Genomic DNA, 14123 nt, shown 5'->3' on the forward strand with positions numbered 1-14123 from the left:
TGCGGATGGTCGAAAATGAACGAGGACGAACACCGGCACAGCATCGGGGGCAGCATGGGCGGGAACGGTTCCCAACAGATGGGTGCTGCGCTGACCCAACTGCGGACCCAGTTGGAGACCGGTCGCGTCACCCGCGGGCTGAACAAGACCCAGTTGGCGCAACGTGCCGGTCTGAGCCGGACCGTTGTCAGCCAAGCCCTGAGCAGCTCAGCACCGCCGCCATCGCCGGACACCATCGCCGCCTTGGCGCGTGCCCTCAGCCTCGATGTCCAACCGTTGTTGAATCTGTTGACGGTGGCAACCGCTCGAGCACCAGCACCATCCAACGGCCTGGGACGGCCCATCACAGAGTGGGATCCTCACGACCTTGAGGTGCACCCAGCTGCCGTCGTAACCGCCCATGGCCCACAACGCAGCGACTCATTCGGCGGCCGAGGAACGGACTGGGCAGCCTCGCTACCCAGCTATGTGCGCCGCCCACATGATGAGCAAATCGCTTCCGTCGTTGCTGATGCTGCGAACGGTCTCAGCCGGATAGCAGTGCTGGTCGGCTCTTCATCAACGGGCAAGACACGTGCTTGTTGGGAGGCCGTGCAGCCCCTGGCTGCACAGGGGTGGAGGTTGTGGCATCCCTTCGATCCCACCCGAGCCGAAGCAGCACTCAGCGACCTTAACCGTGTGCCGCCGCGCACCGTGGTCTGGCTCAATGAAGCACAGCACTACCTGGACGCGGGCCAAGGAGTCGGCGAACGAATCGTCGCCGCGCTTCGTACCCTGCTCTCGGATACAAGCCGCCGACCGATCCTTGTCCTGGGCACCCTCTGGCCCGAGTACGCAACTGCGTATACTGCTCGCCCGCAGCCTGGGCATATGGATCCGTACTCCCAGGTACGAGAGTTGCTCAGCCGGGCGCGGATCACCTTGCCAGATGCCTTCGACGCGGACGCAACAGACGCCACTCGAAAGCTGGCCGCAGCAGGCGACCGACGGCTCGCTCATGCCCTGGAACACGCACGCGATGGGCGACTGACGCAGTACCTGGCTGGGGCTCCGGAATTGCTGCACCGGTACGAAACAGCTTCCCCTCCTGCTCGAGCCATCCTGCATGCGGCAATGGATGCTCGCCGTCTCGGTGTCGGCCTCCATTTGCCGCTGGCCTTCCTCGAAGGCGCCGCCGCGGACTATCTCACCGATGACGAATACAGCACGCTGGCCGAGAACTGGCTTGAGCAAGCTCTTACCGAGACCAGCGATCCGGTCCACGGCAACCTCGCACCGCTGCGCCGCGTGCGACATCGATCAACCTACCCAGCTGGAGCAACAACTACTGGAGCTTCACCGATTTACCGGCTGACCGACTACCTCGAGCAGCATGCACGCCGCGCACGACGGCTGCTATGTCCCCCGGCCTCGTTCTGGCAATCCGCCTGTGATCACCTCGCGTCGGAGGAGCTGATCAATCTGGCCAACGCCGCCAAAGCGCGGCACCGCGCCCATTGGTCACATCGTCTCCGCTACAAAGCCTCAGAGGGCTTTCTGATTCTGTCCGATCACGATCGCAGTGAAAGGCTGCACCTAATCCCCAGATCTCGGGGCAGGCTCCTGTACGAACTGGCTGAGCTTAGAGAGTCGGCCGGCGATCCCGAGGGAGCAGCAAGCTTGCTCCGCGAGGCCAGCGAAGCCGGTGACCTTGCAGCGCTGCACAAGCAGCTCCAGCAGTGCGAAGCGGTTGGGGACCATGAGAGGGCCGAGCAGCTTCTCCGGCAGGCTGCCGAATCCGGTAGTCACTCCGCATTGCGCAAGCTTGCCCACAAGCGCGAGACCGCCGGCGATCGAGTAGAAGCGGAGTTGCTGGCGCGACGCCTTGCTACCAGAAGGGATACGAGTATGTGGTCCCGACTCCTACAGGAGCGGGAGGCAGAAGGTGACGGTGGGGGAGTGCAACGCCTCTTGAGGGGTCCTCTCGACTCTGGCGTTGCCTCTGAGTTGGATAATCTCGTGCAGCGACGCGAGATGGATGGGGACCGTGAAGGGGCCGAGTGGCTCGCCATCCAGGCCGCCGCGGCGGGAGACATCTCCGCGCTGCACTCGCTGGCTCTGCTGCGAGAGCACGCCGGGAAACACGATGAGGCCGAGCGCCTCGCCCGCGCAGCCATCGAAGCCGGCGACACCTCAGCCCTGGGGCGAATCCCCCGGCTAGGGCTTGAGAGGCCGTGGCACCAGGAGGGGGGCGAGCGCTTCGCCTACCAGTCTCCTACCCGAGCCACTTCCGTAATGCTCGCCCTTGCCCTGCTGCGAGAGCGCGCCGGAAAACACGACGAGGCCGAGCGCCTCGCCCGCGCAGCCATCGAAGCCGGCGACACCTCAGCCCTGGGGCGCCTCGCCCAGGTGCGAGCAGAGGTACAGCCCAGTGACGCAGCGGGCGACGCCCTCGCCCCTGCCGTAGAGGCCCAAACTTGGGTGGACCTGGCCGAGCGTGCGTGGATGCGGGAAAGAGCAGGGGACCACCGGGGAGCCGAGCACCTTGCCCGACAGGCAGCTTATGCGGGCAACTTCGATGTCCTGATCCGGCTGGCTTGGTCGCGGGAGGGAAGCGATGACCGTGCCAGGGCCGAGGAGTTGCTGCGTCAGGCCGTCGATGCAGGCAGTACGTATGCCCTCCGCGAGCTGGCGCGACTACGGGGCATTGCTGGCGCACATCATGAAGCAGAGCGTCTCATCCGCCAGGCCATGGATGCCGGCGGCGAGGACGCGATCATCAGCAACCTCGCGGAGCTCCGAGAGGCTGCTGGTGATCGCGAAGGAGCAGAGCAGGTCGCAGGGGAGGCCGCCGAACGCGGCAACCCCATCCCGTTACGCCAACTAGCCCTGACGCGAGCCAGAGCGCATGACTACGCAGGCGCTGAGCGCCTTGCACGCCAAGCCGCCCGGGCGGGCAGCACCGTTGCTCTGGTCAAGCTCGCTGAGGCGTGGGAGCGCGCCGGGGACTGTCGCGGAGCCGAGCGTCTCGCTCTTCAAGCAGCGGACGCTGGCGACGCCTCCGCTGTGACCTCATTGAGCGCAATGCGGCAGGGCGAGGCGCTCTGGCCCTACGGACTTGATCCCGACGGTACGCCGTCTTCGCCGTGGGAGGGACACGGCTCGGACGGCCGGCCCTGAACACTTTCCAGCGCGTCATTCCCAGGCTGTAAACCGCAGCGCGCGGGTCGGTACCTATGAGATCCAACCAGCAACAGGTGCGCGCAATTACGTCGAATAGCGCGCAGGCCGACGGGCCCCGCCTCTGAGCCGTGATGAGCCGATTGTCCCGTCTCGCCGAACCGAGTCGGGACCGATATGTCTCAAGAAATCCAGGCGTCGCGGGCTAGCGGCCGGGAGCGAGGCGCTCGCTCGTCGGGTGGCCGTCTCACCGAAGGCTAGTCCGCCCTGATCACTAGAACGCAGTCAACTGTCGGTGAGAGCGGACAGACTTGGCCGCCGTCATCCCATCAAGACCGTTCCGATTCGGAACAACAAAGCTGTTCCCTAGCGGAACATAGAGGCCGTTCCGAAACGGAACAGACAACGCCGCGAAGTTGGGTGGGGGCTCTGCACTGAGAAGCTGTGGACGGGCCCCACCCGATCCGGCGCTACGCCTTCGTGGCGTACTCAACGAATGCCGCCCAGCTATCTCGCTGGACGGCCAGCATTCCCCAACCACGCGCCTTCGTGTCCCGAACCAGCACGTGCTCAGGGTCGTTGTCGGCCACTTCGACGCAGTTCTGCGTCTCTGTGTAGGAGCTGGTTCGCCAGTTCGGGGTCATGGGCTGCATGGTGCGCTCTCCTAGTCGCTCGGCATCTGATCGAAGTGTTGGATCGCTGTGGAGATGAGGTCTCGGACGGCGGTGCCGTAGACCGCTGACTGTTTCAAGAGGGCGAACGCCTTGGTGTACAGCTCGATTTCTCGGGGCTGTGTGACGGAGAGCTCCGCTGAGTAGGTCTCGACGAGGACGAGCCGGTCATCGAACATCGAGAATGCGTTGCCCGGCCATATGGAGGTTGGCGCCGACCTGGGGACGATGCCCAGGCTGAGGCGGGGGAGCCTCATCACGGCCAGAAGGCGGTCGAGTTGCCCCCTCATCACTTCCGGGCCGCCAAAGTTGGTGTACAGGGCCTGTTCGCCGAGCAGGACATTGAAGATGCGATCCCCCTGGTACAGGTACTGCTGCCGCTCCAGGCGCTTCGCCACGGCAGCTTCGGCGTCGTTGGGAATCTCGTAGTAGCTGACGCCCTGTTGGAAGACCTCGGCGGCGTACTCGGAGATCTGAAGGGTTCCCCAGACGACCGTGGGGTGCCAGATACGGAAGACCTTGGTTCTGGCGTACACCGGAATGGCTTGACGCTGCCGTTTTTCGACGCCGGTCTGGAGTTGTCGGCGCCACTCGAGCCACAGCTCGTCGACGTGGCGGACGATCGCGACCAGGTCCCCCAGTTGGTCGCCCTGGCCGGTCATCTCGCACCAGACGCGGATGTCGTCCTCGCTGGGGCGCTGCTTGCCGTTCTCGATGCGGGAGACCTTCGACTCCTGCCACGAAGTGGCACGCGCGAATGCCCGGCCGCTGGTGAAGCCGGCGTCCTTACGGAAGCCGCGCAGCCGGGCACCGAGCGCTTGCAGTGCCTCTTCTACTCGCGTGGTCACGGGTCGGTCAGGGCTTGTACTCGGGGTGGGGGATGGCGGCGGCCCACAGCAGGTCCCGCAGGCGCACGCACTCGGCTACGGTTGCCGGATCCTCGACGATCTCCGATCCGAGCACCCTGCCGTCGGAGTCGAAGTGCCCCACGGCGAGAAGGCGGTCGTCGTACAGCCACCAGTCGTTGCCTCCCAAGGGGAAGGTGACGCCGTCAGGCAAGCGGTGCCGGGGCAGCCAGCGGATATCTTCGCCGGCCGCCTCGTTGAGGGCGGTGGTGGCGTGCTCCCACTGGATGTAGGGAGTGTGCGGCTCCGTGATCACGCGGACGCGTCGGACGGTTTTCCCCTCCCCGGTGACGCGCCGCATGAGCTGCGTCCACGGTTCCATGTAGGAGTAGTCGACGGTCGCACCGCGCAGCCAGCTCGTGAACGGGCTGTCCTCGTCGGGGACGGAGTAGTCGTCCCGCAGTTCCAGATGGAATGCGTCCTGCACGAAGCTCTCAAAGAGCTGGTTGCGCTCGGCGCTGGAGATCAGCTTCACGCGGTTCCTCCAGTAGGGCGATGATCGCGGTCTTGGGGACCTCGACCACGGTCTCGTAGTCCGGAATCTCCATCTGGGCCAGGGCCTCGGGGTCGGTCACCTCGCGGCCCTGGACGACGAACGTACCCCCCGGTGTCAGGATCATGATCGGGTCTTCGAGGCGCCTGATCTCCCCGGCCGGCAGGCCGTCTTTCGTGAGGTGCTCGAACAGCTCCGTCGGCACCTCCGCCGAAGCTCGGCGCGGTGAAGGTGGCGAATACGCGCGGGTGGGCGGCGACATGTTCCGGGGTGCCCTTTCCGCCGCGCAAGCCGGAGGTGATCAGGTGGAAGGTGTCGCGGCGGTAGACCTCCGCGCAGGCCGGGCAGCGGGTGGTGCGGCGGTTGTTGCAGCGGACGAGGAGTTGGCCGACCGGGAGGCTTGTCGAGTCGAGGTCGTGGAGGATGCGGCCGATCTCGCCGGTTGCGGTGTCGACGTCGTACTCGGTGCGGTGGCCGTCGAGGCGGATCGGGTGGGTGCAGCCGCCCAGGCCGGAGAGCTGGCGGAGGATACCCGGCAGTGCACCGTCCGAGGCCAGGTTCACGAGTTCCGGCAGTGGGGGCGGAGTGGTGCGGGCGAAGATGACGTTCTCCTTCTGACTGGCTCGGTCGGGAGGACGGGCCCCGGGGCGGCGGATGCTTAGTCGTGTACGCCGCCCCGGAGGCCGGGCGCCTTCAGCGCCGGTGGTGTTCGCGGAGCAGGGAGCGCAGGACAACGGCGGCGATGGCCACGGAGATGGCCGAGACGACGACGGCGGCCAGGAGCGCGGTGAGGACCACACCGCCCGTGATCACGGCCGCGACCGCTCCGGTGCTGATCGAGACCGGGGGAAGCGAGCGCCGTACGGGAGCCGTATCGGTCGGGGCGTGGACGTGTGCTGGCGGCGGGGTCGGGTTGTCGAGGTCAGCCGGGCCCGCCGATGGACCCGCGACATCCTGCACGGCTCGCCGTTAGCCGAAGACGCCGAACTGATCGTCAGCGAGCTGAGCGCGAACGCGATCCTCCACACGGCCAGCGGCCAGGAATCCGGCAGCTTCCATCTGGCACTCGCGGTCTCCCCGCAGGTCATCGCCCTGTCGGTCACAGACGACGGAGGCACCGGCATGACCCCGAAGGTCGAGCACCAGGACCAGGAGGCCGAGCACGGCCGAGGTCTCGGCATGGTCAGCGCCATCGCGCACCGGGTCGTCGTCCACGAGACCGACGGCGGCCACACAGTCACCGCGGAACTCTTCGCCCGCCCGCGCCGAGGAGGCCACCCGTGCTGATGGACAAGCCGCGGTGGGGGTACTGGTGTGAGTGCTGGACCGAGGACTTGGACGAGCAGCGGAGGCCGGCGCTTCTGGCATCGATCGACGCGTACTCGGCGTCACAAGCCGACAGGTGGTTGCGGTCGCCCTGCGCACGATCACACCCGCTCTGGATTCTGAAGCCTCCGACGAGGCATGGGATTGGCTGTACGAGGGCCGCATCGAGACGCGGCGAGCTCTCCTACGGTCGGAGCCCTGCACAGTGTCGATCACTCAAGAGCGCACGCGCATCACGTGGACGATCCGGCCGGTGCTCTTCATGCCGCTGGCCCACCGCTATGGGGTCGAACTCCCAGCCTGCGCATACGACTTCAAGCCCCACGCCAGCCCTTGAAGGCTCAGCGTGCACTTCGACAGCAGCGACACTTCCGGTCACATCCTGACCGTCCACCACGACGCTGCGGACCCGGCCCTCGAAGGACATCTGGAATTGGTTCGGTGTCGTCACCGGCGGAGCCCAATGGCTGTGGTGGCCTGCACCCGGGTGACGGGGGCAGGCCACCAGAACAGGTCTGTCAGGAACTCGGCTTGTCGGTAGACGCGGATTCCTTCCCGGACTCCGCAGGCTGCTGTGTGAAGACCACGAGGTGCCAGGCGCCCTTCTCCCGCGTCACGGTGAAAGTGTCCCGCATGGCCTTTCCTGCCTTGTCCTCGGCCATCAGGCGGGCCGAGCCGGTGTCCGGGCCCATGTCGTGCTCGACCTGCACGTCCTTGATCTTCCACCCCCGCCCGCCCTTGTCCGCGAGAATCTGCTCGGCCTCGTGCCTGGACCACTTCTCGTCCTTCACGCCCCCGACTTCGATCAGGCCGTCGGCACTGCGGGAGTTCAGGGCGTTCACGTACGCCACGACGGCCTCGCGGGCCCCGTCGGACGATGCCGAGGCCGAGGGGTTCGAGGGGCTTGAGGACTTGGCCTCGTCATCACCGGACGAGCAGCCGGATGCGAAGGCAAGAGCGGCCAGAGCGGCCGGCACAGCCAGAAAATGTCGACGCTCCACAGCGCACTCCTATGTGGTTCCTGTGAGGGGGATCAGCAGCCTGTCAGGTGCGGTGCGCGTACCACCAGGCACGCGGGTGGTCCGAGAGGAGCTTCTTCAGGCTTTTGTTGTGGGTGTCGCTGGTGTGGTACGTCAGGTAGGGGGTGCCCCGGTACTTCTTCGTGACGATCATCGTGTGGTCGATGTTGTTGTCGCGGCCCCAGTCAGCTTGGAGTACGTCCGACTTGGCCATCTTCCACACGTTGTCGAGGATCTTGGTCCGCTTCGAGTGCTTCTTCGCGAACCAGTACCAGTTCTCCGCAGCCGCCCATGTGTAGCTGGTGGTCCACGTCGTCGGTCCGTAGAACCAGTACTTGTTGCTGGGCCGCTGGATGATCGCGCCGCCCTTGGGGCCCCAGCCGCCGGCATGCATCGCCTGGGAGATGAAGTTGGTGCAGTCGGTGCCGTACGTGCGCCAGGCGCTGTTGTGGTGGTCCCAGTACTTGTCCGCGTAGGCAACCATCTTGCCGTAGCTGTAGCCCCTGACCTCCCGCTTGTCGCCGGAGTCGTCGCTGTTGCCGGGAAGCGGAGCGGTGCCAGACGCGGCGTCCTTGCTTCCCTCGTCCTCTTCTGCCTTACCGCCCCCGTCATCGGTGCCGTCAGCGGCGTCCGCCTCGGACACCTGCGTGGTCGGCGTCGGACCGCCCTTGGTGTCGGCCCTGTCAGACGACAGCAGCCAGGCACCGTCGGAGCCTTGGGTGAACTTCACGGTGTGCGGGACGGACAGTTCCTCGTACTCCGGAGCGCCGTCCGCGACCTCCTGCGGCGTGAAGGGGAGGTAGAGGCGGGTGCGCTCGATGAGCTGGAGCGTTGCCGACTGGCCGGTGACGGAGGTGTCGGCCACCTCCACATCGACCTGCGCCTTCGTGTAGCCGCCGTCGACTTCCTTGTACCGCTTGCCCTTTTCCACCAGTGCGGCGAGATCATCCTGCACCTGCGCGGTCATGGAGCGCGTGGCCCGGACGCGGGCGGTCGCAGCTCTGGCCGTCGGACGAGTCGTCGTCAGCATGTCGGCCCGCTGCTGCAGATAGCCTTCGGCGAGCTGAGTGAGGGCGGTGGAGTCGGCCTTCGCCGACGAAGCCGCTGGCGGAGAGACAGGCTGGGCGTCCGCCGGGGTGCCGGTGAGCACAAGCATCGCTGCTGTGGCTGAGGCCGCGGCTCCGGCGAGGACACGTCTGTGATGCGCAATGCGCATGAAACCCCCTTGATACCGGCTGACTGGTCGGGTCAGCCCGCAGGGCAAGAGGGCCTATTCGAGCATCGCGTTCCGAGTGGCGCATTCCTGATCCCAGAATGTCTGGTTCCTGATCAAGGAAGGGGCTGCGTGGGTCAGAGCCGACCGGCCTCGGCCCTCCCTGCACGCTCCGATCAGACGCGCACAGCCAAGCCGAGGCAAGCGGTGTCAAGCATCAAGTGAGGCCACAGCGTCAAGCATCAACCGAGACAAGACAAAGCCCCACGCGGCCGTGTCGGATCCCAGCTGATGCCTGACGTTGTGGTCCCAGGTGATGCTTGACGGTGGGCCTGGACAACATGGGCGATCCGCCGCGGACCCCATCGGGGATGCTTGCGCCGCAGCTCACAGACAGCCGCCTCCACCTCGGCAGACGCCTGATGCGGACACGAGGCCGGCCTGCGTGAACGGTCCGCCAGACCCGCCAGACCCGAGGAGGCATACCGGGACTTCCACCCGCTGACCGTCTGACGGGACACCCCCAACTGGGCGGCGACCTCGGTCACCGTCGCACCCGCCAGCACCGCCAGGACAGCCCGGTATCTCTGCTCAACAACTGACAACTCCACCAGCGCCAATCCCGGCCTCCTGCCACACGCCGCAACGACGCGCACAGAAAAGCCGATCACGGCCACTGTCAACCATCAGCTGGGACCGAACTGTCAAGCATCACCCGGGACCGGACAAGCCCCACGCGGCCGACTGAGTTACAACTTTCTCTACTGGTTCAAGGCGGCTCGCTCCGCTCCCCGCACGCGGCACGGCCCCCGGCCGGGCCTGCGCTCCTGTCTCCGCCCCGCTCCAGCCCGGCCGGCGCCCGTGCCGCGCTCAAAGCATGCAGCCGCCTGATGCCAGAGAAGGGGCACGTCGTGGCTGGGGCGGTCGGCTCTCCAAGCCGCCACGAAGCACGATGGAGGGCACACTGAGAGGCATTGGGGCGTAGTCGACCGGGCCAACAGGCACATCGCCGAGCCGTCTCCCGCCGTCACCACCTGCTCTGACTGCCATGGAGCAGCGTAGTTGAGGCCGACGGGAGTGCAGCGAGGCGCGCACGTGCCTGACCGGTCGACGCCCCTGCCATCTCGTGGCTGGCCTCAGTCAGTTGGGGCTCAGACAGCCGACGGGCCCACGTAGCGTCGCGGTCTCAGCTGCTGTGAGGTGGCCCAAGGCCTCATGACCAGGACATTAGGCGGCGCTTTTCACTAGCCAGGTCACGACAACCCCGGCGATCGCCGCAAGGGCGGCCAGTGCGCTCCAGATGACTGCGGTGCGGTGCCAGAAGGGTGCTTCCACCGGCGTCTTGGGGTTCTCCAGAGCTGCAGCTTGGCTGGTCGATCCGTGGTCGGCCTGTGCGATCGAGGCAGTCAGGCTGAACCGTGCATCTCCTCTAACGTTGATGTTGATGACCGGTTCGCGCGAGGGGTCGCTGGAATTAGGGGGAAGGCTCACGTGCTTCTCCTTGGGAGGATGCGTGGTGCCGAGAGGGCAGTCCGGAGAGCCGCCTCGGTAGGGCATGACACGGTGCGGGCGGTAATTGCTGCTACTGCCGCCACCCCGCAGAGGTGGGCCCCGACTTCGTCGGCCATGCCCTGTCACCCGAGCTCCATGCCGAGTTCCCTTGCCAGGCGCCTTCGGCCGGCCAGGCGGTAGGCCCGGTACGTGCTCGGAGAGATGCCCATCAACCGGGCCACGTCGTCGGCGCTGTAGCCCAGCACGTAGCGCAACACGATGACGTCGAACTGCCGCTCCGGAAGCCGAGCAATGGCCTGATATAGGCCGATGCTGCCCTCCAGGTTTGCGATTCTCATCCGGGCTTGACGCATGACCTTGGCAAACGCGGGAGGGCTTGGTCGCACGTGGGGTTGCACCGTCTGTTGGAGGATTTTCCAGGCCCACGCGGACGACAGCCCTGCGCCGAGGAATTCCTGCCAGCGTCTGAGCAGGGTAAGGAAGACTTCGTGCACGACTTCCTCTGCGAGCTTGGGGGAGCCGGTGCGCGCCGAAACGTACCGGAGATAGTTGTGCACGTTCTGCTGGTAGAACGCCTCGAAGCCCAAGGGCAGCGTCTGCGTGGCTGGAGAGACGGGGGCCGGCAGGGCATCACCGGTTCCCTCAAGGCCGAGCGATGGGGCCGCTTTAGCAGGCGATCGCCCGTTCTGCAGGTTCTCCTGCAGTTCGCGCACAGCGCTCCTGAGATTCGCGTTCTCCTGGAAGAGCTTTTCGTGAAGCCGACTTGTCTGGTCGAGCTCGTGTCTTACGGCGTCCAGAACCTTGTTGACCTCGGCGAGCTGCTCCCTGAGCTGCTGGTTCTGGCGCTGCAACATCCTGACTCGTTGGCCGGGCGCCATGCTGTCCGTTGGCAGTCCCTGCCGCATGAGGTTGATCGCCCTGTGCAGCTGGGACAGAGCCGCCGGAGAGGTGGCATACCGCCCGCCCGCGGCATGTCCGGGGAGCAAGGAGGAGGTGTCCTCGCGCAGCATCTCGGTAGCCTGTGCGATGCGTACCGCTCGGGTAGAAGCGTCCGGAAAGCAGACGGCCGCCACCGCTTTCACGAAGTCCTGGGTGAGGTAACGGCCGGCCAGGCGATCGCCCACCGTAGTCCGCGAGGGCACTGGGCCACCGGAGAAGTGCTCACGGGTGAACGCCTTGTGCAGGGAGGTGACGGTCAGGCCGCCCGCGTCGTCCATCCAGCGGCGCAGCAACCGGGCGGTGGCGTCCTGCCCGGGTGTCGCGCCGCGTAATGGCCCCCATGGCCGAGTCCTGCGCCCCCCTGCCATACTGCACTCCTCTTCCGCTTCGTGGCGCTCAACTGTGCCGACGCGAAGAGTGCTGGGGAAAGTTGTCCGCCGAAACCCGCGGATATCTCCCACGGAGCCAGACGGGGGCGAGCCGTTCACACGAAGACTGCTGAAGCGGTGAATCGTTGCCCTCGCTGAGTATCTAACTGCGTGACAACGCCGACGCACACCCGCGAACGAGCGGGGACACACGCGGACCATCCGCCATGGTGAGAGGCGCCCCGGCCCAACGCTGAGGCCGAGCGCAAGTGGCTTCGGGCCTGGTCTTGGAGAGGTGCGACGACGAATGACTCGTGCCAGACGCCTGCCAGATCGTGCGGGGAACCAATCGACCGTCTGCCGCGCGTCTGCGTCCCTCCGCCGCAGGTGAGGCCTGGAACAGACCCTAGATGCCCTCAGCTTCCCAAGTTGAGAGCGTGTACCAACTACGGCCGGGACGACTCACAGTCATGGGTTGTGCAGCGAGGCACCGAGAGCCCCGCTGCCTCGTTGCTGCAGCGGGGCTGAACCTGTCACGGTGGCGCGCGACCTGTTCGCTTAGGAATCACCCGCGCCTCCGCTCAAACATCCGCAGGATGCGTTCGGAGAGCAGGCGGGCGTCACGTCTCCGAGCCGGCCTGCGCGACCAGACGGCCGGCAGGAAGATCGCAGAAATCGCGATCAGCGGCAAGCTCAAAAGGGAGACAGTGATCCACCAGGGGGCGGCTGCGATCGATGCTGTTGCAGCTCCTGCGCTCAGCGTGATCAGCAGCCCGCGGGTCACGGGTCGATGGTGCTGGCCATCGCACATAGTCCTTTCGGTCAGACCGGAGTTGGCGGTCTCCAGTTAAATACGGTCAGGGCTCCGCGGGCTTGGCGAGGCGACGCGAAACAGAGGGCCAGGGACCCATAGTCATGTCCGCGAGTGACGGGCGAGAGCCTGGCCTGGCCCTCGATCGGCAACTCGCGCATGAACATGCCGTTTGGTGTAAGCACCTCCGTCCGGAATCCTGCACTGCCGGTGAGGAGTGAGAAGCCAAGTCCTGCCCGCTGTTACGGGGTTGTGAAGCTTGGCCGACGCCCATCAGCGGGGGCCGTCGGCCAAGACCAACGCCTGCAGTCTGATGCTCTCCTGCCGTCAGCACCATTGCGTGCTGGGCCAGAGAGGCTGCACCACAACCGCACCAGATCGAGCGGGGAACAGCGGGGAGTCACGGTGAAAACAGCCGAGCCTGACGGAACCGCGGTCCGGCTGTTCGCCCAGGTCAACGCCGATATCGCCCACAAATACCCGCAGCTTCCCAAGCTGAGAGCGCGAGTTCGATTCTCGTCACCCGCTCCATGATGAAACCCCAGGTCAGCGGCCTGGGGTTTGTTTGTTATCTAGACCAATTTGGGGTCGGCGTGCCCTCCGCGTGCCCTAAGTCCAGGCACCCAGCGAGCAAGCGCGAGCTGCACAGGCGAGCAGGGCCGCGACCGCGGGAGTGGCGACGCCAACTCCATCCGCCCGTCCCTGGCTCCCACCAAACAACCGGCCACCAGCGCGTTGAACGACTCCAGCCGTCGCCGCTGACCGGCAAAGCGGGCGGAATATAGCCGACGATCGCCGATTACCGTAACCGGCGATTCTCCAGACCATTGATGGCGGACTTCAAGTACCGATCCGACACCAACACCTGGAGCCACCGCGACGGACGCCCGTTCAGCAAGGAAGAACAGGACCTCGCCTTCACCGCCACCCGCGTCGAATTCGGAGAGGTGCGCGAACAGCTCACCCGATACCAGGAGTACATGCGCACTGTGGAAGAAGCGCCGGAAGCCCTCCAGCTCTTCCTCGCCCCGTTCATGGAGCAGCTCAGCCAGAACACCCTCGGCAACGCCGTCCAGCTCATGACCGAGGACGAACGGGCCGAGTTCGACCGACTGCTCGGCCTCATGATCCACCCGGTTCGCCCCTTCGCCCCGTATACCTTCTGACGAGGGCCCGCGTCACTCACTGACCAATGTGAGGAAGTGACTGGCTCCGAGGACAGATCACCCTCACCAGTAGCGGGCAGTGACGCGAAATGGACACCAGAACAAGGCACCGCAGCGCGAAGCCGGGCCTCCTGAACGGGAGGCCCGGCTTCAAAGCGAGTGGTGCTCTCTGCCATGGCTTCAGTGAAGATCCGACTGGACCTCGGTCAGTCGATGCCTTCGACGATGCGGAAGTCGCGCTCGACGCCGTCGGAGAGGGCGACCAGCGCCTCCTGGTAGGCCGCACTCTCGCGCACCGCGACGGCCTGCTCGAAGCTGTCGAACTCGACCAGGACGGTGCGCTCTGCGATTCCGGCGTCATGCGCCACGACCCGACCGCCAAGGACGATGGTCCGGCCGCCCCCGGGCTCGACGGCCAGGCGGGCCAGCTTGTTGTAAGCAGCCAGCTTCTCAGGATCTGAAATGGTGCGGTAGACGCTGACCCAGTAGCCCTTGGGCATGGAACCTCCAGTGTTGGGATGAGTGCACCTGACTTACGGGT

The 14123-nt window shown here is 66.0% G+C and carries 14 protein-coding genes and 3 pseudogenes; 4 read left to right on the forward strand and 13 right to left on the reverse strand.

From position 1 onward, the window contains the following. Positions 1-15 precede the first annotated feature (15 nt). On the forward strand, positions 16-3159 hold the full coding sequence (locus ABD932_RS21085; RefSeq protein ID WP_345015026.1) for a helix-turn-helix domain-containing protein: 3144 nt from the start codon (positions 16-18) through the stop codon (positions 3157-3159). 470 nt (positions 3160-3629) lie between these two features. Here the strand turns inward: ABD932_RS21085 and ABD932_RS21090 are convergent, their stop codons facing one another. The 6 genes and pseudogenes from ABD932_RS21090 to ABD932_RS21115 all read right to left on the reverse strand — a co-directional run bounded on the left by ABD932_RS21090 (position 3630) and on the right by ABD932_RS21115 (position 6188). Next, positions 3630-3812 carry a DUF397 domain-containing protein gene (locus ABD932_RS21090; RefSeq protein WP_345015028.1) on the reverse strand — a complete coding sequence of 61 codons (183 nt, stop codon included), beginning with the start codon at positions 3810-3812 and terminating at the stop codon, positions 3630-3632. Between the two features lie 11 nt (positions 3813-3823). Beyond that, entirely contained in the window at positions 3824-4678 is an 855-nt protein-coding gene (locus ABD932_RS21095; protein WP_345015030.1) for a helix-turn-helix domain-containing protein, read from the reverse strand. 7 nt (positions 4679-4685) lie between these two features. Then, positions 4686-5210, reverse strand: coding sequence for a DUF6879 family protein (locus ABD932_RS21100; protein ID WP_345015032.1), 525 nt, complete (start codon positions 5208-5210; stop codon positions 4686-4688). Next, on the reverse strand, positions 5170-5433 hold the full coding sequence (locus tag ABD932_RS21105) for a hypothetical protein (RefSeq protein WP_425587500.1): 264 nt from the start codon (positions 5431-5433) through the stop codon (positions 5170-5172). Before ABD932_RS21105 ends, ABD932_RS21100 begins: the two co-directional genes overlap by 41 nt. After that, positions 5339-5767: pseudogene (locus ABD932_RS21110) on the reverse strand (replication initiator); the annotation flags it as partial. The gene ABD932_RS21105 and the pseudogene ABD932_RS21110, both read right to left, overlap by 95 nt. 154 nt (positions 5768-5921) lie before the next feature. Further along, the gene (locus tag ABD932_RS21115) at positions 5922-6188 is read right to left on the reverse strand and encodes a SpdD protein (protein ID WP_345015036.1); all 267 of its coding nucleotides are present in this window, start codon (positions 6186-6188) and stop codon (positions 5922-5924) included. Here ABD932_RS21115 and ABD932_RS21120 point away from each other — a divergent pair. Both ABD932_RS21120 and ABD932_RS21125 read left to right on the forward strand, forming a co-directional pair. Beyond that, complete coding sequence (locus ABD932_RS21120) at positions 6114-6515, forward strand: ATP-binding protein (protein WP_345015038.1); 402 nt, start codon at positions 6114-6116, stop codon at positions 6513-6515. The two genes, ABD932_RS21115 and ABD932_RS21120, sit on opposite strands and share 75 nt — an antisense overlap. Beyond that, positions 6515-6891 (forward strand): annotated as a pseudogene (locus ABD932_RS21125) (hypothetical protein). The gene ABD932_RS21120 and the pseudogene ABD932_RS21125 overlap by 1 nt, the downstream one beginning before the upstream one ends. Before the next feature lie 181 nt (positions 6892-7072). Here the strand turns inward: ABD932_RS21125 and ABD932_RS21130 are convergent. The 6 genes and pseudogenes from ABD932_RS21130 to ABD932_RS21155 form a co-directional block, all read right to left on the reverse strand. Beyond that, positions 7073-7555 (reverse strand): hypothetical protein, encoded by a 483-nt coding sequence (locus tag ABD932_RS21130; protein WP_345015040.1) that lies wholly within the window; start codon positions 7553-7555, stop codon positions 7073-7075. 43 nt (positions 7556-7598) lie between these two features. Continuing rightward, positions 7599-8789, reverse strand: a complete 1191-nt coding sequence (locus tag ABD932_RS21135) for an amidase domain-containing protein (RefSeq protein ID WP_345015042.1) — start codon at positions 8787-8789, stop codon at positions 7599-7601. A 329-nt stretch (positions 8790-9118) separates the two neighbouring features. Further along, a pseudogene (locus tag ABD932_RS21140) lies at positions 9119-9391 on the reverse strand (helix-turn-helix domain-containing protein); the annotation flags it as partial. Between the two features lie 622 nt (positions 9392-10013). Further along, the gene (locus ABD932_RS21145) at positions 10014-10277 is read right to left on the reverse strand and encodes a hypothetical protein (RefSeq protein WP_345015044.1); all 264 of its coding nucleotides are present in this window, start codon (positions 10275-10277) and stop codon (positions 10014-10016) included. A gap of 143 nt (positions 10278-10420) precedes the next feature. Then, positions 10421-11515, reverse strand: a complete 1095-nt coding sequence (locus ABD932_RS21150; RefSeq protein WP_345015046.1) for a sigma-70 family RNA polymerase sigma factor — start codon at positions 11513-11515, stop codon at positions 10421-10423. Between the two features lie 655 nt (positions 11516-12170). After that, the gene (locus ABD932_RS21155; RefSeq protein WP_345015048.1) at positions 12171-12389 is read right to left on the reverse strand and encodes a hypothetical protein; all 219 of its coding nucleotides are present in this window, start codon (positions 12387-12389) and stop codon (positions 12171-12173) included. A gap of 857 nt (positions 12390-13246) precedes the next feature. Between ABD932_RS21155 and ABD932_RS21160 the strand changes: the two genes are divergently transcribed. Continuing rightward, positions 13247-13582 (forward strand): hypothetical protein, encoded by a 336-nt coding sequence (locus ABD932_RS21160; RefSeq protein ID WP_345015050.1) that lies wholly within the window; start codon positions 13247-13249, stop codon positions 13580-13582. A gap of 206 nt (positions 13583-13788) precedes the next feature. Here ABD932_RS21160 and ABD932_RS21165 read toward each other — a convergent pair whose 3' ends face one another. Continuing rightward, the gene (locus ABD932_RS21165) at positions 13789-14082 is read right to left on the reverse strand and encodes a DUF1330 domain-containing protein (RefSeq protein ID WP_186285217.1); all 294 of its coding nucleotides are present in this window, start codon (positions 14080-14082) and stop codon (positions 13789-13791) included. Positions 14083-14123: the final 41 nt, after the last annotated feature.

It is taken from the genome of Streptomyces shaanxiensis (assembly GCF_039537145.1).
In the GTDB taxonomy this organism is placed as follows: domain Bacteria; phylum Actinomycetota; class Actinomycetes; order Streptomycetales; family Streptomycetaceae; genus Streptomyces; species Streptomyces shaanxiensis.

Coding starts and splice junctions, on each gene's coding strand:
- ABD932_RS21085 (WP_345015026.1), top strand. CDS start 16: ATGAACGAGGACGAACACCGGCACAGCATCGGGGGCAGCATGGGCGGG.
- ABD932_RS21090 (WP_345015028.1), bottom strand. CDS start 3,812: ATGCAGCCCATGACCCCGAACTGGCGAACCAGCTCCTACACAGAGACG.
- ABD932_RS21135 (WP_345015042.1), bottom strand. CDS start 8,789: ATGCGCATTGCGCATCACAGACGTGTCCTCGCCGGAGCCGCGGCCTCA.
- ABD932_RS21150 (WP_345015046.1), bottom strand. CDS start 11,515: ATGGACGACGCGGGCGGCCTGACCGTCACCTCCCTGCACAAGGCGTTC.
- ABD932_RS21160 (WP_345015050.1), top strand. CDS start 13,247: ATGGCGGACTTCAAGTACCGATCCGACACCAACACCTGGAGCCACCGC.
- ABD932_RS21165 (WP_186285217.1), bottom strand. CDS start 14,082: ATGCCCAAGGGCTACTGGGTCAGCGTCTACCGCACCATTTCAGATCCT.